23 protein-coding genes are annotated in these 22,046 nt (G+C 44.8%); 15 read left to right on the plus strand and 8 right to left on the minus strand.

From position 1 onward, the window contains the following. Window positions 1-49: 49 nt before the first annotated feature. The 3 genes from MHB49_RS10860 to MHB49_RS10870 form a co-directional block, all read right to left on the minus strand. Complete coding sequence (locus tag MHB49_RS10860) at window positions 50-346, minus strand: putative quinol monooxygenase (RefSeq protein WP_079694890.1); 297 nt, start codon at window positions 344-346, stop codon at window positions 50-52. Between the two features lie 89 nt (window positions 347-435). Beyond that, entirely contained in the window at window positions 436-1,086 is a 651-nt protein-coding gene (locus MHB49_RS10865; RefSeq protein WP_247901922.1) for a nitroreductase family protein, read from the minus strand. A gap of 27 nt (window positions 1,087-1,113) precedes the next feature. Beyond that, window positions 1,114-1,533 (minus strand): MarR family winged helix-turn-helix transcriptional regulator, encoded by a 420-nt coding sequence (locus MHB49_RS10870; protein WP_247901923.1) that lies wholly within the window; start codon window positions 1,531-1,533, stop codon window positions 1,114-1,116. 411 nt (window positions 1,534-1,944) lie between these two features. Between MHB49_RS10870 and MHB49_RS10875 the strand changes: the two genes are divergently transcribed. The 4 genes from MHB49_RS10875 to MHB49_RS10890 all read left to right on the plus strand — a co-directional run bounded on the left by MHB49_RS10875 (window position 1,945) and on the right by MHB49_RS10890 (window position 6,101). Next, window positions 1,945-2,466 (plus strand): TetR/AcrR family transcriptional regulator, encoded by a 522-nt coding sequence (locus tag MHB49_RS10875; RefSeq protein WP_405156120.1) that lies wholly within the window; start codon window positions 1,945-1,947, stop codon window positions 2,464-2,466. 117 nt (window positions 2,467-2,583) lie between these two features. Continuing rightward, window positions 2,584-3,534 (plus strand): NAD-dependent epimerase/dehydratase family protein, encoded by a 951-nt coding sequence (locus MHB49_RS10880; protein WP_247901925.1) that lies wholly within the window; start codon window positions 2,584-2,586, stop codon window positions 3,532-3,534. 519 nt (window positions 3,535-4,053) lie between these two features. Then, entirely contained in the window at window positions 4,054-5,481 is a 1,428-nt protein-coding gene (locus MHB49_RS10885; protein ID WP_405157102.1) for an NAD(P)-binding domain-containing protein, read from the plus strand. 131 nt (window positions 5,482-5,612) lie between these two features. Beyond that, window positions 5,613-6,101 carry a hypothetical protein gene (locus MHB49_RS10890; RefSeq protein ID WP_405156121.1) on the plus strand — a complete coding sequence of 163 codons (489 nt, stop codon included), beginning with the start codon at window positions 5,613-5,615 and terminating at the stop codon, window positions 6,099-6,101. A gap of 110 nt (window positions 6,102-6,211) precedes the next feature. Here MHB49_RS10890 and MHB49_RS10895 read toward each other — a convergent pair whose 3' ends face one another. Further along, a complete protein-coding gene (locus MHB49_RS10895) occupies window positions 6,212-6,895 on the minus strand; it encodes a G1 family glutamic endopeptidase (RefSeq protein ID WP_405156122.1) in 684 nt (227 codons plus the stop codon). 261 nt (window positions 6,896-7,156) lie between these two features. Between MHB49_RS10895 and MHB49_RS10900 the strand changes: the two genes are divergently transcribed. The 5 genes from MHB49_RS10900 (at window position 7,157) to MHB49_RS10920 (ending at window position 12,763) form a co-directional block, all read left to right on the plus strand. Beyond that, a complete protein-coding gene (locus tag MHB49_RS10900) occupies window positions 7,157-7,903 on the plus strand; it encodes a DeoR/GlpR family DNA-binding transcription regulator (RefSeq protein WP_247901928.1) in 747 nt (248 codons plus the stop codon). A gap of 2 nt (window positions 7,904-7,905) precedes the next feature. After that, window positions 7,906-8,817: a 1-phosphofructokinase gene (gene pfkB, locus MHB49_RS10905; protein WP_405156123.1), complete on the plus strand. Its 912-nt coding sequence runs from the start codon at window positions 7,906-7,908 to the stop codon at window positions 8,815-8,817. Window positions 8,818-8,953: 136 nt separating this feature from the next. Continuing rightward, window positions 8,954-10,948: a PTS fructose transporter subunit IIABC gene (locus tag MHB49_RS10910; protein WP_247901930.1), complete on the plus strand. Its 1,995-nt coding sequence runs from the start codon at window positions 8,954-8,956 to the stop codon at window positions 10,946-10,948. A gap of 195 nt (window positions 10,949-11,143) precedes the next feature. Beyond that, window positions 11,144-11,929: a class I SAM-dependent methyltransferase gene (locus tag MHB49_RS10915; RefSeq protein WP_405156124.1), complete on the plus strand. Its 786-nt coding sequence runs from the start codon at window positions 11,144-11,146 to the stop codon at window positions 11,927-11,929. 129 nt (window positions 11,930-12,058) lie between these two features. After that, a complete protein-coding gene (locus MHB49_RS10920) occupies window positions 12,059-12,763 on the plus strand; it encodes a L,D-transpeptidase family protein (RefSeq protein ID WP_405156125.1) in 705 nt (234 codons plus the stop codon). 25 nt (window positions 12,764-12,788) lie between these two features. Here MHB49_RS10920 and MHB49_RS10925 read toward each other — a convergent pair whose 3' ends face one another. Together MHB49_RS10925 and MHB49_RS10930 are read right to left on the minus strand one after the other, a co-directional pair. Further along, complete coding sequence (locus MHB49_RS10925; protein ID WP_405156126.1) at window positions 12,789-13,952, minus strand: oxalate decarboxylase family bicupin; 1,164 nt, start codon at window positions 13,950-13,952, stop codon at window positions 12,789-12,791. Between the two features lie 171 nt (window positions 13,953-14,123). Beyond that, on the minus strand, window positions 14,124-15,008 hold the full coding sequence (locus MHB49_RS10930) for an SDR family NAD(P)-dependent oxidoreductase (protein ID WP_405156127.1): 885 nt from the start codon (window positions 15,006-15,008) through the stop codon (window positions 14,124-14,126). Between the two features lie 169 nt (window positions 15,009-15,177). On the opposite strand from MHB49_RS10930, the gene MHB49_RS10935 reads away from it, so the two are divergent. Continuing rightward, the gene (locus tag MHB49_RS10935) at window positions 15,178-15,615 is read left to right on the plus strand and encodes a MerR family transcriptional regulator (protein WP_405156128.1); all 438 of its coding nucleotides are present in this window, start codon (window positions 15,178-15,180) and stop codon (window positions 15,613-15,615) included. A gap of 62 nt (window positions 15,616-15,677) precedes the next feature. On the opposite strand, the gene MHB49_RS10940 is transcribed toward MHB49_RS10935, so the two are convergent. Next, window positions 15,678-16,610 carry an AraC family transcriptional regulator N-terminal domain-containing protein gene (locus MHB49_RS10940; protein ID WP_405156129.1) on the minus strand — a complete coding sequence of 311 codons (933 nt, stop codon included), beginning with the start codon at window positions 16,608-16,610 and terminating at the stop codon, window positions 15,678-15,680. Between the two features lie 167 nt (window positions 16,611-16,777). Here MHB49_RS10940 and MHB49_RS10945 point away from each other — a divergent pair, with 167 nt between their 5' ends. The 5 genes from MHB49_RS10945 to MHB49_RS10965 all read left to right on the plus strand — a co-directional run bounded on the left by MHB49_RS10945 (window position 16,778) and on the right by MHB49_RS10965 (window position 21,463). After that, window positions 16,778-17,053, plus strand: coding sequence for an Atu4866 domain-containing protein (locus MHB49_RS10945; RefSeq protein ID WP_405156130.1), 276 nt, complete (start codon window positions 16,778-16,780; stop codon window positions 17,051-17,053). 30 nt (window positions 17,054-17,083) lie between these two features. Next, window positions 17,084-17,821, plus strand: coding sequence for an SDR family oxidoreductase (locus tag MHB49_RS10950; protein WP_405156131.1), 738 nt, complete (start codon window positions 17,084-17,086; stop codon window positions 17,819-17,821). A 146-nt stretch (window positions 17,822-17,967) separates the two neighbouring features. Next, complete coding sequence (locus tag MHB49_RS10955; RefSeq protein WP_079694876.1) at window positions 17,968-18,870, plus strand: LysR family transcriptional regulator; 903 nt, start codon at window positions 17,968-17,970, stop codon at window positions 18,868-18,870. A gap of 96 nt (window positions 18,871-18,966) precedes the next feature. Then, window positions 18,967-19,716, plus strand: a complete 750-nt coding sequence (locus MHB49_RS10960) for a spermidine synthase (protein ID WP_405156132.1) — start codon at window positions 18,967-18,969, stop codon at window positions 19,714-19,716. Between the two features lie 130 nt (window positions 19,717-19,846). After that, window positions 19,847-21,463 carry a diguanylate cyclase gene (locus tag MHB49_RS10965; protein WP_405156133.1) on the plus strand — a complete coding sequence of 539 codons (1,617 nt, stop codon included), beginning with the start codon at window positions 19,847-19,849 and terminating at the stop codon, window positions 21,461-21,463. A gap of 80 nt (window positions 21,464-21,543) precedes the next feature. Here the strand turns inward: MHB49_RS10965 and MHB49_RS10970 are convergent, their stop codons facing one another. Continuing rightward, on the minus strand, window positions 21,544-21,903 hold the full coding sequence (locus MHB49_RS10970) for a helix-turn-helix domain-containing protein (protein ID WP_109999659.1): 360 nt from the start codon (window positions 21,901-21,903) through the stop codon (window positions 21,544-21,546). Window positions 21,904-22,046 lie beyond the last annotated feature (143 nt).

A 22,046-nucleotide genomic window follows, 5' to 3' on the forward strand; every position in this document is an offset into this window, starting at 1 on the left:
CCGACAATCTCGTCGGTATGCTTAATTTATTTAATGTAAGGCTCGTGTTTTAGCGTTTAACCGCTTCTCCAGCGAATACTTCAACGTTCATTGGAGCGGCCATGAATGCTGCTGCTTGTTGAACGAAAGCCTGGAAATGAGCACTGGTGTTGTGGGAAGCTGTAGCGGCTTCGTCTTTCCACAGCTCAATCATCGTGTAATGATGTTCGCGTTCAGTGCTTTTGGCGAGATCATAGCTGATGTTGCCTTCTTCATTGCGTGTTGCAGGGATCAGTACTTTTGTTGCCTCCAAAAAAGCTTGTTCCTGGTCTGGTTTAACTTGCAAGTGAGCGTGAATGATAATCATAATATTCAACCTCCATTAGTGTAGTTAGATTGTTGTTATTGTTTTGAAGTAAACCGTGCTGAAACTTGTAAAACAAACATTGCCTGATATTATGCCCAAGTCGTAATTGTCTCAACAGGCAGACGGTAGGAAGGATGACCTTCTTTGGCCGATTTACCGATGGAGATCAGCATTACTGGTTGGTAACGATCTTTATCCATGCCGAAAGTTTCAGCAATTTGATCTTTCTCGTAACCACCGATCGGGTTCGTATCATACCCATGAGCACGTGCAGCGAGCATCAATTGCATGGAAGCGAGACCTGCGTCAATGAGATTGACATCGCGCAGAGCGGAAGCGGGCATATTTTCATAATAAGGCATTACAGTTTTGAGCTGCATATCTCTGACTTCCTGTGGCATATAACCGAGCTCTACAGCCTTGCCAAATATTTCTTCAATGTACTCGACATTGTTCATGTCAATAAATACGCCAATTACTGCTGCCGAAGTCAAAACCTGATTTTGATTGAATCTCGCGAGAGGAGCAAGCTTTTCTTTACCTTCTGCCGTATCTACAACGAGAAAACGCCAAGGTTGCAAATTGATGGAAGATGGGGCACGAGAAGCTTCAGCCAAAATCTCTGTCATTTCTTCACGGCTGATTTTGACTTCAGGATCGTATAGTTTTACAGACCGACGGCCGTAAGTAATTTCATTAAAATCATTTGTCTTTTGAAAAGTGCTTTGGTATGTGCTCATGTATGGTTCTCTCCTCTATAAATGGGTTTAGAAATTGTTTTGCATCCGTTCCAGAAAGTCAGCAAGCAGATGAACTTCTTCTTCGCTAAAATCCTGTAGGATCTGATTGATGAAATTGGTTTTCTCTGCCTTGTAGCCTTCTATTTGCTTACGACCATGGTCCGTCAGACGAACAAAAGTGACTCGGTTGTCTTCCGGATTCTTACGTCTCGTGACCATCTGGTCCGCCTCAAGCTGCTTCAGGTGGCGTGTAATTGCAGCACTATCGATGTTGATGATTTTCTGAAGCATGGACTGGTTAATCTCGTCAACCTGATCCAACTCATGCAAAATCTCAAAGCGAGAGGAACTGATGCCTGTACAGCGTTCGAACTTGGGACTGATCCTGTTGCCCAGCCCGTTAAGCAGATTGATAATCTGCTCCTCTTTGGAAAAAACACGTGTCATGACTAGACCTCCCGGGTGAATCTCGACCATGAACAACGGCTTATGTGAACAAAATACATAAGTTGCCATTATACACTGCCATTGCTTAGTCAGTAATATCCGCTAAGTTAATCTTTGACGTATCAATATTTGATGCATCAATCATTGATGGCTCAATTAATATATCATGGGTGTTTTGATTTTGCAACAGGGTCATGTTGTGAAGATAAATCCATCTATTCCAAAGGGGCAATCTCCCCTAATCCTTAGGTGTAGGTTATCCATTCAAGCTGTTTTATAACGATTTATATTGTAATTGAGAAATAATTTATCCTGGATTAGAGAGAGGAGTCTCTTTGCAATGCATTAGAGTTTCCTATATACTTCAAGCTATTGATCAATTAATTACTATCAAGTGGAGGTGTAATTACCATGGCTAAAGATGCAGTGGTAACGGTTAACCGACGTAATGATATCATATCCGCAGCGATTGAAGTGTTTGCAGAAATCGGTTATTTCCGAGCGACCACAGCTCAGGTGGCAGAGAGGGCCAACATTTCGCAACCGTATATCTTTCGTTTTTTTAAAACCAAAGAAGCTTTGCTGTTAACAGCATTGGAGGTATCCTGGACACGAGTAATCGATTCATTCCGGGCGGTGGTGGAGACAGCTACTCCAGATCAGTTGGAGAACGAGTTGATTGAAGCTTATGAAGAGATTCTTCAATCTCACAAAAACGAGATTTTACTGCAAATGCAAGCGCAGACGGTTCAGGAAGAAGTCATTCGTCAAGCAATGCAAAAAGGATTCACTGAGGTGCGAGATATGGTATTGGAAGCTTTCACAGCGGCAGACGTTACCAATCCAAAGCAAAAAACGTTGATATTTCTCGCTATAGGCATGTTATGTAATGTATCGAAGGCACTGGATTTGCCTACGCTTATGGAGAGATAGAAAGGGGAAGTGTCCCTTTTTACATTTTAGTTATTGATCAATCACTAAATATACGTTATATTGTGTTTAAGTAAGTAATTGATCAATAACTATTTGAGAGAAAGAGGTTGAGATGAAATGAAAAGAGCTATCGTGGTTGGGGCAACAGGTGGAACGGGTGCAGCAATTACAGAGGAATTGATTAAACTCGGCATTCCTACAATTATTTTTGGTCGCTCACGTCAAAAACTGGAGCAACTTGCGGTAAAGCTGGGATCTCCTGATTACCTTCAAATTGCTGTGGGAGATGCGTTCCGACCTGATGATATTAAAGCTGCTTCATTAGGAGCTGATGTCATGTTTCATTGTGCGAATGTACCTTATAACGAGATGGAGAGTAAGCTGATTCCTTTGGGTGAATCCGTTATGAAGGCTGCAGAACAATTGGGGCTAAAGGTGGTCGTCATTGACGGGATTTATCCTTATGGCAGAAGACAAATGAACGAAGTGACTGAAGAACATCCAAAGCAGCCGCATACTCGAAAAGGTAAAACCCGGCTTGCCTTTGAGCAGATGTTATTTAGCAGCAAATGGCGCAAAGCGCAAGTGATGATTGTTCGTTTGCCTGATTATTATGGCCCTACTGCCAATCAGGCTTCTTATTTGGGATCCACGCTTGAAGCAATAGCGGAAGGGAAAATGGCTTTTTTTATCGGAAACATGAAAATACCACGAGAATATATTTATTTGCCAGATGCAGCGGTCATGGTTGTGGAGTTGGCACGCAGAGATGATGCTTATCGGCAAAACTGGAATATTCCTGGTGCTGGCATAATATCGGGCAAGGAAATCGTACGCATTGCACAACAGGCCGCAGGTAAGGCGAAACCAGTGATAGCACTTGGAAAAACAGGACTTACGCTGCTTGGTTTAGCGGTACCGGTAATGAAAGAAATTGTTGAAATGTTGTATTTGACAGAAGAACCGCTGGTGTTGAGTAAAAAGAAATACGAAGCCAGCATTGGGCCGGTGAAGATGACTTCTTTTGAAGAAGGGATCTCTCGGACGATAGGTGAGCTGCAAAAGTAATAATAAGCTATGTCAAATTGTAATTGATCAATCAATAAAAATCTTCATTAAATTGACATGAGGTATTCATACTACAGAACCATCGAAATAAGACAAACGAAAACAGATCAGGGTTGATCGGGCTTCCTCTCTAAAAAAGACAGGTAACATAAAACCTATCGGTGTCAGGGAGCGCGTTTCCGTTAATATCCAACCTGATCTGTCTTTCTACATACATGACAAGGTTGCTAAAAATAGTTTCGTTATGGTCAACAAGCATGTTAGATATTTTTAGGTATGGTGACAAGAAATCTTCCGCGACCTTCAAAAAATTGATCTCACCTCATATAATAACGCTAATCTTAACGAAAATGATGTAAGGGATTGAGACGGAATTATTGTATTCATCCATAGGGTAAAGGAATTAGACTGCTTTGGACTTGCAGAATATCCATTAAAAATCAAATTATTACACCAACTTAACATTAAACGAGGGGTTCGAAGAAGTATACGAGTGGACGTTGAAAGGGTTGATGAATGATGAGCCTTGAAGCATTAAACCAACGAGTACAAGATGATCTGGCTTATCTCGCATATGGAGGCGCGGATTGGATTCGCCCGCGGGAACATGAAGAAGGCCATATCTATGATGTCGTTATCGTAGGTGGTGGGCAGAGCGGCTTGGGTGCCGCTTTTGGATTTCTGCGTGAGCGAATTTCCAACATTCTGGTCATCGACGAAAATCCTGCAGGGTTGGAGGGACCTTGGGAAACTTACGCGCGTATGGTCACGTTACGTACACCAAAACATCTGACTTCCATTGATCTCGGTATCCCTTCACTGACTTTTCGAGCATGGTGGGAGGCGAAAGTAGGCCCTTCTGGATGGGAAGAAGTTGATAAAATTCCGCGCAGTGAGTGGATGAACTATCTGCGCTGGTACAGACAAGTACTTCATCTGCCAGTCATGAATGAAGTGAAATTGAGACTGATTGAACCTGCAGATAGCGGCATACACCGGCTGCACATTACAGGTGCAGGGGTTCCAAGTAACATGTTGTTGGCCCGCAAAGTTGTTTTGGCTACCGGTATCCAAGGAGGCGGCGAGTGGCATGTACCACCCCTGGTTGCGGAGAAAATACCAAAACATCTGTACGCACATACGTCGGAGATCATTGATTTTGAACGGTTACAAGGAAAAAGGATTGCCATACTTGGCGGCGGGGCTTCTGCCTTTGATAATGCCAACTTTGCACTTGCGGCGGGTGTGGCTGAGGCACACGTTTTTGTGCGACGGGAACAATTGCCGAACATTAACCCGATTCGTCAAATGGAGCAATCCGGTATGATCGAAAGGTTTCACGTATTGTCGGATGAGGATAAGTACGCGGTCATTTCCCATTTTTTCAAATACAATCAGCCACCCACCAACGATACCTTCAACCGGGCCGCTGCTTGGCCAGGCTTCCAATTACATCTCCATGCACCTTGGCTGGATCTACAGATGAAGGATGGAAGAGCGGTAGTGACTACGCCACAGGGTTTGCATTCCTTTGATTTTCTGATCATAAGTACGGGGATGGTGAGTGACCCGGCTCTGCGTCCTGAGCTCAGAATGGTGGAGACCCACATTGCACGCTGGGCAGACCGCTTTAAAGCCCCGACAGGACAAAGGAATGCGTTGCTTGATGCACATCCCTACCTAAGTCCCGGGTTTGCAATGACCAGCAGAGATGAGGAGGGGAAAGATAAGCTGCGAGGGTTGTTTGTCTTTAACTACTCTGCACTTGCAAGTTGCGGCCTGTCTGCCTCGGCAATATCGGGGACACGGAATGCTGTGCCGAAGTTGATTTCAGCAGTAGCTGACCAGCTTTTCCTGGATGACCGTGAACAGATCCTGGAGCAATTTTTTAAGTATAATGAACAGGAGTTCACCGCAAATTGGGTGGAAAGTGAAGTTGGAATCTGAGTACTCAAAATGACCGTACAGCAGGGTAAGATGCTGTACGGTTTTTGTTTTCCGAAAGTTACATTTACGAGTGCTTATATAATGCTGTAAAATATCGAATTATACAGCGTTAAGGCAGGCGATAGAATATTGTGAGAATCATGGATTATGAGGAGTTCAGAACCCACCTGAAGAAAGCGTCACGCAAACGGAATGAACCCTTAATCAAAATTGTGGCTTTTCAGGAAAAGTATATGAAAATTGATGAGATCCAATATTATGATGTAGAACAGAACTATATGAGCGTTCAAGCGTGTAACACGCTGTGGATGAACTTGAAAGATAAATCGTTCCGTAATCTGGTGTCCCATGATTTGAAGTTTTTCCAAACGATGGACAATCTCGGACGTCATTCATTGGAGAATCTGATCAAAGAACTGTACGACATGGCAGTTCCTATTCTGCTGGATTACGATCCAAGTGATTTTTATAGTTTGCAGCAGTTGTCCGAAATTCTGGTACTTGATGAGAAGAAGCTAATAGAACAATTGGAGATGGGCCGTTTCAAGGGTGCATTTATCAATGAAGAAGGAAATTGGGTCAAACCCAAACCAGACAAGGCGGAGCTATTCCTATTGTGAGAAAAAGACTTGTGTTAATTCCATAATGACCGAATATCATTCTGCAATGATACGCCGAAATATGGCGCGTTGCAGTTTTTTTCATTAACGAATCTGGCAACGATTGAGGTTCATTCGTTTCGTTTCACGACGAAAGAGTCTCCTCGTGATCCCGGTTCTCCTGGAATGGAAACAACCTGTTTTTGCTGTATCATGATGCCTTTCTCTTTGGTGACGAAGCAGGGGGATCGACCATTCAGACGGCAGCAGGAGAAGGTGACAGGTGTGATTTTTGCCATCCGGGAGATGGAGTTACCAACGGAAGGAGCTTCTACAATCCACTCCGCTGATGACTGCTGACCTGAATATTGCTGAACAGTTCGGAAGGTCCAATTTTGGGTCAGATTATGAAGTGTGATGCACCAGCGCATATGATTGATTCTATAAATGGCTGCTCTGATCCGATCTCCTGGAGACACTGGAAATGGGATGACTGTTTCAACATCCGGCAGTATTTCCCACCAAGCATAATAACAGGCTCGGCCGTTAACCCAATCATGGCCTGTACCAGTCTGAATCAGATTGGAGTTCTCGTATCCATCAATCCCGATCCAGACAGAAGAGTAGGAAGATTTAGATGATGGTAAAACGAAGGGCACGTTCCACTCAGCCGAGATACGACTGAACTCACATTTGCCCCCCGCTCGGGCATAACCGCTCCAGTTGGAGGAAATCCATCCAAAACGTAATGGAGAATTCGTTTTGCCTGTAAGAGGAATACAGGGTTTTCGGCGTTTGTTTCGATTATTCGCCATAAGTCCACCTCCCATGTAAAAATAGAGACGAAATCATTCGTTCGCTATTATCAAATGCATGGAAGTCGAAAGAGGACATGGACAATCTGAAAAGAAATAAGTATTGAAGGATTTTGGATGATATTCACGGTTGAATAGAATGTTTGATGTTCAAAATAAGTCGAATATTGATAACTTTTGAATGATTTTAAATTAATTTGAATGAAAATGATTGTTTTTTGCGGATTTTATGTTACTATAAAGGCAGTTGGAGGAATGAAAATGCTAACTGAAGAACGATATGCTGCAATTATAGAGCGCTTACACGAAAGAGGTATTGTAAAGCTTCAAGAACTCGTCGATGTGCTAGGTGCTTCTGAGTCAACGATACGGCGTGATTTGATTGATCTGGAGAGCCGTCAGATGCTGAAACGCATACATGGTGGTGCTTCTCTTGTGAATGAAAAAATGCCTGAACCAGGTATGGAAGAAAAAACGTTCAAAAACATTCAACAGAAAACGGCAATTGCTCGTTTAGCTGCACAGGAGATCAACAATGGTGAATGTATCTATTTGGATGCAGGGACGACGACCTTAGCCATGATTCCCTATATTGAAGCCAAGGACGTTACGGTAGTGACCAACGGACTTTCTCATGTAGAAGCGCTGGTAAGTAAACGAATACGCAGCTATCTGCTTGGCGGAATGATGAAAATTCACACCAAAGCCGTGATTGGCAGTATCGCCTTACAGAATATGGACAACTTCCGTTTTGATAAATGTTTTATCGGAACCAACGGGGTGGACGCCGAAATGGGGTATACAACTCCCGATCCGGAGGAAGCCTTGATTAAAAGGCGTGCGCACCAATTGTCCGGGAAAACTTACGTGCTGGCTGATTCCAGCAAAATTGGGGAAATTACTTTTGCCAAACTGTTTGACCTTGAGGAGGCAGACTTGATCACAGAACATATGCCGGAACACTGGCGCTCTGTAATCGCCCAGAAAACTAAAATAATTGAGGGATAGCCATGATATACACCGTAACACTTAATCCTTCCATAGATTACATCGTGGAAGTGGATGATCTGAAGCTTGGTAATTTGAATCGTATGAATCGTGACCTGAAACTTCCTGGAGGAAAAGGCATTAACGTATCACGAGTGCTTAATCAACTGGGAGCCGAGAACACCGCAATCGGATTTTTGGGAGGGTTCACAGGCCGTTTCATTAATGACAAATTGCAGGAAGATAAGATCAAGACGGACTTCGTTACCATTGCAAATGATACCCGGATTAACATCAAGCTGAAGCATGGAGACGAGACAGAGATTAACGGACTGGGACCAACCATTCTTCCAGAGGAAGCAGAGCAGCTGCTTAACAAATTATCTGCCTTGAAAAAAGGAGATATCGTCATTCTTTCGGGAAGTGTACCACCTTCGCTGGGAGCTGATTTCTACGATCGTCTGATTAACGTGTGCAAGCAAACGTGTGCCGAATTTGTAATTGATACAACAGGACCGGCCTTAATGGATGCGTTGGTGTATGAACCTTTACTGGTGAAGCCAAACCATCACGAACTGGCTGAACTTTTTGGAGTAACCATTGACACTCAAGAGGAATTAGTGACATATGGTCGCAAGCTTTTGGAGGCAGGTGCCAAACATGTGTTGATCTCCATGGCTGGAGAAGGTGCGCTGTTGATTACCAAAACAGATGTCTACCATGCGAATGTGCCAAAAGGTGTTGTCAAGAACTCGGTTGGTGCGGGAGACTCCATGATCGGTGGATTCGTAGGAACATTTGGATTAAACGAAGACCTGCTTGAAGCGTTTAGAACGGGTGTTGCGTCGGGCAGTGCAACGGCTTTCTCGGATGATCTGGCCACACGGGAACTCATCGAAGAGCTTCGTACTCAAGTCACAATAACCCAAATATAGTTTCTGCAAAAAAAGTGAAATGCATCCCCTTCTAAGAAGGGGATGGGCAATAGAATCGCAGATAACAGCGTAAAAAGTACAATTATAATTCGGTCTGCATCACGCAGGCTGACTGAATTTAAGGGAGTGTACCAAAATGAGAATAACAGACCTGATGATCCAGGAAACGATGATCATGGACCTGCAAGCCACGACGAAAGAAGAGGCTATTGATGAACTCATTGCTAGTTTAAACCGGAGCGGACGTATTAATGACCCGGTACTGTTCAAGGAAATGATTTATAAACGCGAAGCTGAATCCAGCACGGGGATCGGTGGCGGTATTGCCATGCCTCATGCCAAGACAACAGCTGTGAATGAACCTACAGTGGTATTCGCCAAGAGTCGGAAAGGACTTGATTTTGAAGCACTTGATGATGAACTGGCTCATATTTTCTTCATGATTGCAGCTCCGGAAGGGGCGGCCAATACACATCTTCGTACGCTTGCGGCTCTTTCCAGGCTGTTGATTGATAGCGATTTCATCTCGCAGCTGATGAGCACGGACACTCCTGAAGAAGTGACTGCATTATTCGATGCCAAACAGGCGGAGGAAGCGGAGAAAAAAGCTGCCAAAGAAAAAGCCGAAGCGGAAAAAGCAGCAAATGCTGCAAATGGAACAAACGCTGTATCTGGCTCGGGCAATACGAATGGACAGAAGCAGCATACATCTGGCCTTATTGTTGGCGATGCGTCGTCTGATGATTTTGTCGTGGCCGTAACCGCTTGCCCAACAGGGATTGCTCACACGTTCATGGCCGAAGATGCTCTCAAGAAGAAAGCGCAGGAAATGGGCGTTAATATTCGAGTGGAGACCAACGGTTCCGAAGGTGCACAGAACGTACTGACAGCAGACGAAATCGCTCGCGCCAAAGGGGTGATCATTGCTGCCGATAAAAATGTGGAAATGGCCCGCTTTGATGGCAAGCCGGTATTGCAAAGACCGGTGAGCGATGGCATTCGCAAATCCGAAGAGCTGATTCGCAAGGCCGTTAACGGAGATGCTCCGATCTACCGAAGCCAGGATGGTAACAGTGGCAAGAGTGAAGGGGAAAGCCAAGGCAAAGTGAGTGTGGGCAGCAAGATTTATAAAGACTTGATGAACGGAATCTCGCATATGCTCCCATTTGTCGTGGGTGGCGGGATCTTGCTCGCCATATCCTTCTTGTTTGAACAAATTGCGAGTCCGGAAAATCCTATTGTGCAACTGCTGCAAACCATTGGTGGCGGGACTGGTGCGTTCCACTTTCTGATTCCTGTTCTAGCCGGATTTATTGCAATGAGTATTGGTGATCGTCCAGCTCTGATGCCTGGTATGGTCGGTGGATTGATGGCCGTGAATTCGAACGCCGGTTTCCTTGGTGGACTGGCTGCCGGTTTCCTGGCAGGTTACGTAGTAATCGGTTTGCGCAAATTGTTTAAAGGTTTGCCTAAAGCAATTGACGGATTGAAACCAATCCTGCTGTATCCTGTATTCGGATTGCTTATTGTGGGTGCAATAAGTTTCTATGTCTTCGATCCAATCTTTGGTTCTCTTAACACATGGCTTGTAGATGCACTTGGAAACCTGGGTACCGGTAATGCTGTGTTGCTGGGCTTGCTGCTTGGCGGAATGATGTCCATCGATATGGGTGGACCGTTTAACAAAGCGGCTTATACGTTTGCCATTGGTGTATTTACATCCAGTGGTAATACGGATGGTGCCTGGATGGCCGCTGTTATGGCTGGCGGTATGGTACCACCGCTGGCAATTGCACTGGCTACAACGTTCTTCAAATCCAAATTTACGGAGCAAGAACGCAAATCAGGCTTGACGAACTACGTGCTGGGGTTCTCCTTCATCACAGAAGGTGCCATTCCATTTGCTGCGGCTGACCCGCTGCGTGTCCTGACATCCTGTATTATCGGTTCAGCTGTTGCAGGGGGGCTGACTCAACTGTGGAGCATTAACGTACCTGCTCCGCATGGTGGAATCTTCGTTGCGGCACTGGCAAATCACGCATTGCTCTTCCTGCTTGCTGTAGCAATCGGTGCAGTTATCTCTGGTCTTGTTCTGGGACTGTGGAAGAAATCACCGACCGCTGTGAAATAAATCAAAGGGTAAAGTTTCTAAAAGTTATAAACAACCTCTATCTCATAGATTTGTTTAAAATAAGATGGCATCTTCTCAGTGATATTCACGGGAAGATGCTTTTTTATTTCGCTCCAGATCATTCTGTGATAAGATAAATAATATAATTTAAATGAAACTGAGTTTCATCTATTGAAACTTCGAGGAGGAGACAGTATGTCTAATGATCAGATCAAAGGACAGGTGCGCAAACAATTTGCTAAAAATGCAGAGAAATATGTGACTAGTGCCGGTCATGCCAAGGGGGATGATCTGGCATTGCTTGTGGCTTCGTCGCAAGCGAGCACGGATATGAAGGTACTGGATATTGCTACTGGAGGAGGACATGTTGCCAATGCATTAGCTCCGCTTGTGGAGCAGGTTATTGCATTGGATTTAACGGATGAAATGTTACAAGTGGCTGAACGCTTTATCCGCGGAAATGGGCACCAGAATGTGGATTTTGTTGCAGGAGATGCTGAACATATCCCTTTCGAGGATGATTACTTTGACCTTGTGACCTGTCGCATTGCTGCACACCATTTTCCAGACGTGCCTTCCTTTGTATCAGAGGCACTTCGTGTAATGAAACCTGGTGGCAGACTGTTATTAATTGATAATGTGGCACCTGAACGTGATGAGAACGACCAATTTTACAATGAAATCGAGAAGTGGCGTGATGGAAGTCACGTTCGGGCATGGCGTAAGACGGAATGGATTCGGATGTTGGAGCTTGCCGGATTTCGAATGGAAACGATGGTTTCCTTTGAGAAACACTTTATATTTGAAGACTGGTGCAATAGGGCTGGACTTCCGGAGCCGGAGAGAAGAGAGCTTGAAGCAAGCATGTTGAGCGCGCCATCTGTGATTAAGAAGTATTTCAATTTTGAAGTGACGCAGCCTAACAGACTCGTTAGTTTCACAGGTGAGAGTGTATATATTCAAGCGATAAAAGCAAAATAGCAGAGGTGCACCGAGGCCTTACCTGAATGAACGTATAAAAAAATAAAAAGAAGGTAACTGTATTCAGAGAAAACCTGCAATAAGCATTAACTGGATATAAATAAAAAAAACACTTAATGGTGATAAACAATGAGTCGAAATACGATTTTAGCCCCTCTTCGTGTTATCATAATCATTTTGCTGATGTCGATTTTGTCAAGCTATGTTCGGACTGCACTTGTTCTCGCTGATCCGTCGCTGCCGATCGTGGCTGATGAGGGTGATTACCAAATCGTAGTGTATCCCCAGCAACATCGCCTTAAAGTCAAAGCCCATGGGAAGATCATTAAAACGTACCAGGTTGCCGTCGGGAATCCGTCAACCCCCACCCCTATAGGAGAATATAAAATTGTGTACAAAGGGGAAAATTGGGGGCCTGCATTTGGACCACGTTGGCTTGGATTAAATGTCCCTTGGGGATATTATGGCATTCATGGGACGAACAAACCGTTTTCTATCGGACAGCATCAAAGTCACGGCTGCATTCGAATGCTCAACAGCGATGTTATCGAGTTATTTCAATTGATTCCTCTCGGAACAAAAGTGACGATATACGGACATGTTTTAGGAGATCCGAATCACGAACCGAGAGTGTTGGCCGAAGGTGACGTTGGAGGAGATGTACAGTTGATCCAATCCCGCCTAAAGAGCGCAGGGTATTTCAAAGGGGTATGCAACGGCAAATTTCGTTCGGATACAACAGCAGCTTTAAAAAAGTATCAAAGAAATCATCAGTTAGCACAAGACGGTGTAGCCACGATCCAGGTCTATAAAGAATTGGGGTTATTAGAGTAATTAAAATGGAAGAGGTCATACAAACTTAAACAACAGGCCATTTTTCTTTACGTAATGCATGAAGTAGTTCCGGGGAAGCGTTCAGGTTGTCACGTACAAGCTCTTCCGGGGTTAATGCCATCCATTGATTTAGAGAGATATCCTCAAAGTGATCACTTCTAAAGATCTCCAAAAACCATAACGTGTCGGTGCCCGTGTTCTGAATATAATGCCCCATGGCTACAGGTACGTAACCAACATCTCCAGCCCGATAGTCGAATGTGCGTGCAATACCATTCCCTCCAAAAACCGTCATTCTTCCTTGCCCAGTCAAATAATATTGCCATTCATCCGCATTGGGATGCCAGTGAAGCTCGCGCATTCCGCCAGGCTTAATTTCAACAAGTGCTGCGGCTACTGTTGTGGAGATCGGAAAGTTGGTGGAGTCTACAATGCGTACACTACCTCCCGGTGTAATGATAGGTGTCTGGGCTAACAGCCGATGCTTGAAGGAGAGAGGCACCGTACCATAGGGGGACTGCACTTTCTGACTTTCGAGGGATCCGGGGACCTGATCCTGAAAAATGTAAACCTGGTCCGTTGGCATGGATAGGAATGCAGATTCGGGTACACCGAAATTGACGGACAACACTTCCGGTGGGGTATGTGCGAACCAATCAGAGATGGATAATGTATTCAGATCGGAGAAGGACCCATCATCAAATACAAGCAAGAACTCACACCCATCAGCCAATCCCTGAATGGAATGGGGCAGACCTTTCGGGAAAAACCATAGATCTCCCGGTCCCACATCTGCAATAAAATTACGACCTTGCTGATCCACGGACGTAATTCGTGCTGTACCCCAGATCATATACGCCCATTCCGATTGCTGATGCCAGTGCAGCTCCCGTACACCTCCAGGTGTAAGACTCATATTTACACCGGCCAGTGTCGTAGCGATGGGCAGGTCCCGTACTGTAATTTCACGGGACCAACCGCCATGGTTCAATTGCATATGTGTATCGGAAAAAGACATTCTCAGGTTGGGTAATAAGCCGTTGTCGGTTACCGGAGGCACCAGCAAATCTGGATTTTGTAAATCTCTCATCACATCCCGAGGTCCCAGATCGGGTCCTCCGGCACCATCTTTTCGTATTGGCTGCGGTATAATTAATGGCTTGCCATTGTTCTTGTTTTCATTTCTCATAAACAGATTCCCCCCGTTCATCCCTTCATCCCATGGATAGATGTGGTATAAGTGAATATTATGAACCAGGGCCTGTTTATTATGAGAAACTGGAATAATCTGCGTTGAGGAAGTGGGAAATAACGTGAAAATTCACCATGTGGGTGTTTCGCTATCCACCATTGTCAAAGATCAGACGCTTTTATTGCTTATTGAGTCGATTTTGGAGTCAAGCTGCAAAAATTCATGCTCATAAATTTCATGTACTCTGTTCAGAATGGCTGAGCCTTGCTCCGTAAATCGGAGATTAGTGGGTTTATTTTTCATCAGGAACGTACCGGATGTATGCTTGGTTTGCGCGATGGCGGCGTTATAAAGCAGAGAAGCTCCGTGACTTGGATGTGGGAAGAAGAGCTTCATGATTGGCTTTATATAAAAAGGCAGTCCTGATGTTTTATTACCTCTGAGTGTATTATTGCCTCCAGGGTCCACGCTGAGTAACCGGATTCCTTTAGCCGCAGGGGTAGAAGCAGCTTCACGTGTCCATAAAGAAAGTGCGAGCTTGGAAGTGGCATAAGGACCGAACAGCTTTTTGAACTCGGCTGGATGTTCCAGAATGTCCAGGTTAAACTGTTTGACCATAGTGAATGCACTGGTGGATGTATTAATAACAGTTTTCATGCTTCCTTTGCGAAGGAGATCCTGTAGTTCCGTGTAAATGATATATGGCACCACGGTCTGTAATTCAAAATGCATTTCATGCCCCTGATCGGACAAACGAAGATCGTTACCACTGCCCCCGGCATTATTAAACAACACATCGATGGCATCCGTTTCGGATTTGATCTGATTCAGTGCTTCTCTCAGACTATTGTACTGAGTAAGATTAGCTTGAACCCAACGGAGCTGGCCGGAGCGCAAACCGTCCTGAATATCACTGTCTTCCTTTGGAAAAGCGGAACGGTTAAGGCCAATAACTTGCCAGCCTTCAGCTAACAAGGTGCGGGTCAGTTCAAGACCGATTCCGGAAGTTGATCCTGTAATTAAGGCTGTACGAAGTGTATGGTTTGAATTCATATCAATTCCTCCTGAGTGAATGGAATGACAGAGCCAGTCTGTCTAATGCGCTCATTCTATAATTTGGAGCCGACTCCAAGTCAAGCGTTCTGTTGGTTTATAACAACCTTGACTTGGAGCTGACTCCAAGTTGTAAGATGGAGATCAATGAAGGCGGAGGAGGCTGACGATGCTGAAAGATACTGAAGTGTTCTCCATTAAAGAGACGTCAGAACGGGCGGGATTATCGGAAGATACCATTCGTTATTATGAGAAGATTGGACTTCTTCCCCGGGCTGAACGCAAGGCCAATCGCCATCGGGTATACCGTCCGGAGGATATTCAGACGATGAAGCTTATTACTTGTCTGAAAAAAACAGGCATGTCTCTGGAGGAGATGAAACCTTATTTACAGATGTCGATGGATTCGGATCTGGAAGATTTCCCGGATGAACGTGAAATGCTGTTAAACCACCGGAAGAAGATCGAAGCGCAGATTGCATCCCTGCAGCAGATCGTCGATTTTATTGATGAAAAGATGGAGAAGCGAAGCATGTTTCCGGATGAGTGCCCGATTATCGGGGAGAACCAGATGTCTGTTTTTGAAAAAAAGAACATCTTCTCCTGAATGCTGCAAGCTCAGCAGAACCCAAAAACCACGTCATTACGACGTGGTTTTTTTACTTATAGTTAGCACTCGATATGGAGTGTATGGCGAAGGCGTTTGATATCACTTTTGGGAGGAAGGCCATACATGCGGGCGTACTCCCGACTGAATTGGGAAGGACTCTCGTACCCAACCTGGAATGCAGCATCGGCTGCATCGGTTGAACCTGCTAGCAGCATTCGCCGGGCCTCCTGCAATCGAATCTGTTTTTGATACTGCAGTGGGCTCATGGCGGTAATGGCTTTGAAATGATAATGCAATGAGGACGTGCTCATATTGATCATGGAAGCCAATTGCTCGATTCGCAGGGGATGGGCGTATTCTGATTGAATCACTTCAATGACCTGAGCAATATGCTGTGCGTGACTGTTCTGAACTGCAAACTGCCTAATGGAATGTCCGTGTTCATCCTGAATCAGGCGATATAGAATCTCGCGAGTCATAAGTGGTGCAAGTACAGGAATGTCTTCAGGTGTGTCCAGCAATTTGACCAATCGGATTACGGCTTCCAGAAGCGGAGGTTTGGTTGAACTTACAAACAACCCGCGACGTGTTGATTTGTCGGGTTTGGTTTGTACGGGAGGAGAATCCTGAATAAGTTCAAAAATCTGCCCTGAATCAAAATCAATTCGCAGGCAGAGATAGGGATGTTCTGTTGTAGCCTGTACAACTTGCCCTGAAATAGGCAAGTTGATGGAAGCGACCAAATACTGTAAAGAGTCATAGGTGTAGCTCTCCTGTCCGAGAATAACCAGTTTAGTACCTTGGGCCACAATGCACAAGGCGGGTTCATGTACAGTATGAATGGGCTCTGAAACCTGGGAAGCACGGATCAAAGCAAGCGAAGGAATTGCTGTTAGATGAACCCCGTCTTCGTGGGTGAATCGGCCGATTAAGCGAGCCAATTCCTGCTGCTGCTGAATAATAGCTGTATTCTGTTCCAATTTTGAAAGCATGGATTGCAGGCCCTCCTTTCCTCGTACTTGTTTAACCATTTTAGAATGTTCTGGACGAATAGGCAAGAATACTGTGGGATTCTTCTATCGCACATAGACTGATCCCTTACATAATGAAGATAAGCAATTGAATCTGTTGGCAAACAGGAAAGGAGTGACATGGAAATATGGCAGGCAACACATCGGGAGATAAACAAGAAGCGGAGCATCCGTATGTTGGAATGTGGGTGACGAAGGACGGGTACATCAGGCACGAACTTCTCCCTAACGGTCGCTATGATGAAGCGCGGGGAAATAGGCAAAATGCATATCAAGGTCGGTATGTAGTCGATGGAGACCATATTGAATATGTGGATGATACTGGCTTTACCGCCGATGGAGACTTTAAGGACGGTGTGCTTTACCATGCGGGCATGGTGCTGTACAGAGAAAACGCACAATGAAATAAATATCTAATGGGGAGAGAAATCAAAATGTATAATGTAAAAGGAAAAGTCGTTGTGATTACGGGTGCAAGCAGCGGAATTGGGGAGGCAGCGGCGCGTCTGTTGGCAGAACATGGTGCACATGTTGTCATTGGTGCAAGAAGGGTGGATCGTCTGGAGGCGCTGGCGTCCTCCATTCGCTCGGAAGGTGGTTCAGTAGAATATCATACACTTGATGTTACACAGCTGGAAGAGATGCAAACGATCGTAGAGCTTGCTCTCAGTCGTTATGGACGTTTGGATGTGATTGTTAATAATGCAGGAGTCATGCCGCTATCGCCCCTTGAAGCACGAAAAGTGGACGAGTGGAACCGTATGATTGATGTTAACATTCGCGGTGTTCTTCACGGCATTGCCGTTGGGCTGTCGGTTATGAAAGAACAGGGTTCTGGCCAGTTTATTAATATCGCCTCTATCGGAGCCTATGCCGTGACACCAACAGCCGCTGTATATTGTGCAACCAAATACGCAGTCCGTGCGATCTCGGAGGGTCTGCGACAGGAAGTAGGCGGAGATATCCGCGTAACCCTCGTATCGCCAGGTGTGACTGAATCCGAACTTGCCGAATCCATCTCGGATGCTGAAGCACGCGAGTTTATGAAAGACTATCGGCGCATAACCATTCCGGCCACGGCGATTGCTCAGAGCATTTTGTACGCGATCAACCAGCCGGCTGAGGTGGATGTGAATGAAATCGTGGTGAGACCCACAGCTAGTATGGCTTAAACCTCTCTGTAAATAAAACTCCAAAGACGTCCACAACCATATATACGGGTTGAGGGCGTCTTTTTGTACCCGGAAAGAGAGCTCGTCCGGGTTGCAATATGGTATAGTATGATCAAGTAACGCACCAGAGAGAGGGGAATAATGCATTGACGCTGCAACAGCTAAAATATGTGATTGAAGTCGCCACGCGCGGCTCGATGAATGAAGCCGCCAAGCGGCTGTTTATTTCCCAGCCCAGCCTGTCGAATGCCATTCGGGATCTGGAGCAGGAGCTGCGGATTACCATTTTTGAACGCACGAATAAAGGGATAACCTTGTCCAAAGAAGGCGTGGAATTTTTAAGTTATGCACGCCAGGTAGTAGAGCAGGCGGAATTGCTGGAGAATCGTTATTTGAACGCGAAGCCGTCTCCGCAACATTTTTCCGTCTCTACACAGCACTATGCGTTTGCAGTAAATGCCTTTGTGAAGCTGGTGCAGCAGTATGGACAGGATGAATATGAACTGGCTCTGCGGGAAACGAAAACGTATGAAATTATCCAGGATGTAAAAAGCCTGCGCAGCGAGATTGGCATTCTGTATCTGAATGAATTCAATTCCAAGGTTATCAATAAGCTGCTTAAGGATGCGGGGCTGGTGTTCAACAGTCTGTTTGTTGCCAAGCCGCATATTTTTATCAGTGTGCAAAATCCGCTGGCGAAGCAGGAATCGGTTGCGATTGAACAGCTTCAGGATTATCCATACCTGTCCTTTGACCAGGGGGAATATAACTCCTTCCATTTTTCAGAGGAGATCCTAAGCACGCTTTCTCATCCCAAAAGCATACAGGTTAATGACCGAGCTACGCTGTTTAATCTGCTAATCGGTTTGAACGGATACACGATCTCGACAGGTGTACTTAGTGCCGACCTGAACGGGAACGAGATCATCCCCGTGCCGCTGGAGTGTGAAGAGACCATTAATGTCGGATGGATCAGCCACAAAAATGCTTCGCTTTCCAATCTGGGGATGGAGTATGTCCAGGCTCTGCATGAGGCGATTCAATCGTAAATAGTCATGGAAAACCGTTTCCGTTCCAGCGGAGTCGGTTTTTTTTAGGAACACACTTATAGTCATTTGCGTAAAAGTACGAAGGGAGAACGGTCAGTGCGAGTTTTATACCGAAATAAGAGTGAACAGCATGAGTTGATGATATATGATACATCCAAGCTTTATGGGGAAAAGGGCCGTTTTCGTGTGCTGGAGTTCTCCAATGCAGCAGTTCAGGGGGCAATGGATCTGGACGAGCCATCCCGAATGGTGCTGGAGTATCCAAGAGCGATGGTGCATCTGATGGAACGAAATCATCCCGATTATGAATCGGTTTTTGTCATTGGACATGGTATTGGAACCTTATCAACCTACCTGTCCAACCGTCAAATAAAAGTTGCCGAACTCGATGCAGAAGTCGTTGAGCTCAGCAGAACTTTCTTTGGATATCGTGGAGATCATGTGCTGGTCGGTGACGGTCGTGAACTATTGGAGCAGGAAGCCTCAGGCTCATACCATTATATTATTGTAGATGCCTTTACGGCTGCGGGAACTCCTGCACAGTTTACTTCAAGCACTTTTTTTGCGATGCTGAAAGACAAATTGCATTCTGGTGGTATCGTATTGCTGAATGTATTTGGTCGTGCAGGCAATGACAGACTTGTGAATGCGATTCATACGACATTACAGGAACACTTCACTTATACGCGCTCTTTTGCATTGCCAGCTGAGTCACCCGATGAAGTCCAAAATCGTATCTTGGTGGGCTGTGACAGCCCAATTTCATATCAATCGCGTCATATGGCAGGGTTTATAGAACAGCAGTTGGGCGAAGGTTATATTATTGTGGACTCAGATGAATGTTAATTAATTTGTCAAAAAATTGTCAATCTTCCGATGTAATTATTCCAACTTCATAAACTATTTATTTCTTCTTAACAACTTTCGTATAAAATAGAAGGAATGTGCCTTTTCATGAAAACCGGGGGAAGCAATAATGATCGCAAAGAATAAAACATCCAGATTAAGAAGAAGAGTAAGAGAGAACAAAAAAATCAGCCTTACCGCTTTGTTGAGTGGATTGGTCACCATTGCCGTTTTGATGACATTGACCATTATGTTTATTTCATCTTATACATCCCAGAAGCAGTCGCTAATTGATAGTACACTCTCACTTAATTATTCAAGTGCCGTGCAGATGAGCCAAACACTGGACTCGTTGTTTCAATCCATGCAGACCAGTTTGAAGTATTCAGCTAGTTATTTTCCGGAAATAGACTATTCAGATGCGAAAAAACTGGATTCCACACTGGATTTGATTCGAAACAGCAGCAATTATTTCAATTCGGTTTCTCTGGTTGATGCATCGGGAATTATTAGGGGTTCCTCTCCTTATTTGGAAAAAAGCCTCGGACAGCCTATAACTTCTGATGCAGCCAAAAAGGCGTTTAAATCGAGGTCTTCCTATATATCCGAAGCCTACCGCGGGCCTTATTCGGAACGAAGAATCGTATTTATAAGTGAACCGATCTTCAGTCCATCAGGTAAATTCAATGGTTTAATTAGTGGGAGCATCTATCTACAGGAAAACAACATCTTGAACCTGTCATTTGGCAGTCAGCTGAAGACCAGTAATGGCTCTTATTTTTTTATTGTTGATGCCAAAGGGACGTTGTTGTTTCATCCGGATACGGAAAGAATTGGTGAAAATCTAAGCAAAAATCAAGTTGTGCAAAAATTGCTTCACGACCAGACAGGCAAAGAACAATACAAGAATCTGGCGGGTGTGGATTCACTCGCAGGTTATTATAAGGTTCCCACAACAGATTGGGGAGTTGTCGTTGTATCTCCAACCCAGATGGTATACGATCAGCTGAATCAACATATTCGCATGCTGCTGCTGTACACTTCAATCCCGTTTATCATTCTGACACTTATCGTTATTCGTGTAGCGCGCAAGCTGGCCAGTCCATTTGTTTATCTTGCAGACCTGGTGAACCAGGTGGATCAGGGCAAAGTAGATTTGCCTGTAATGAAGCCGCATTGGAACAGGGAAGCGGATTTGTTAACACGTACCGTGCTGACCGCATTGGCGAATTTTCGAAAGCAGAAGGATCAGCTTACTTATGATGCCAGAACGGATGTATTAACCGGAATGACGAATCGCAGAACATTTGAAGAAGTCATCCAGCGCTGGATTGATGAAGAAATTCCTTTCTCCATTGTAGTCCTGGATATTGACCGCTTCAAATCCATAAATGATACGTATGGGCATCATGCAGGGGATCAGGTTCTGCAGCATATCGCGAATATTATTAAACTGTCCGTTCGGACGCAGGATGTAGGCTCCCGTTTTGGCGGGGAGGAGTTTGTTGTGTTATTGCGACATACGGATTCCAAAACAGCGTATCAGATTGCCGAGCATATCCGTGTATCGGTGGAACAAAGTATATTGCCCATTGATCGTTCTGTGACGATTTCGGCAGGCATTGCCGAATATCCACTGCATTCCACAACGGCGACAGAGTTGTTCCATTTGGCTGACAATGCGTTATATCAAGCCAAGGAAGAGGGGCGTAATCGTACCATTACCATTCAGACGGTCATAAAATAAGGTTTGCGTACCTTCATATCTTGAAAAACAAAAGAAGCTGATCCCATCGAAGAAAGGATTAGCTTCTTTTTGTCATTTGTTTAGACCTCTTGTGATCTGGCCAGGACTTCATTTGTATACTGTTCTCCCCAGTCTCGCATGCTGTAAATAATCGGCTGAAGGGTTTCTCCAAATGGCGTAAGCGAATATTCCACTTTGGGCGGAACCTGAGGATATATTTCCCTGTGAACAATTCCGCTGCTTTCCAGCTCTCTTAATTGGAGAGTTAACATCCGCTGAGTAATATCAGGGAATAACTTTCTGATCTCGTTGAATCTTAACGAGCCGGAGAATAGGTGATATAGAATCGCACCTTTCCATTTGCCTCCGATGACGCTCAGCGTGACTTCAACGGAACAGCCATAAGGCGAGGGACACACATCTTTCGCGTTCATTTTCATTATAATTGCACCTCCAGTTTGTGGTGGTTATTTATAGTATCCATTTCAGTACTACAGCACTTAAATGCACATATTACTCATCTATGAGCATATCACTTCTCCACTGGATTATAAACCCCATGCACCGGCATGAGGTTAAAACA

Source organism: Paenibacillus sp. FSL K6-0108 (assembly GCF_045040695.1).
Classification (GTDB): Bacteria; Bacillota; Bacilli; order Paenibacillales; family Paenibacillaceae; genus Paenibacillus; species Paenibacillus pabuli_B.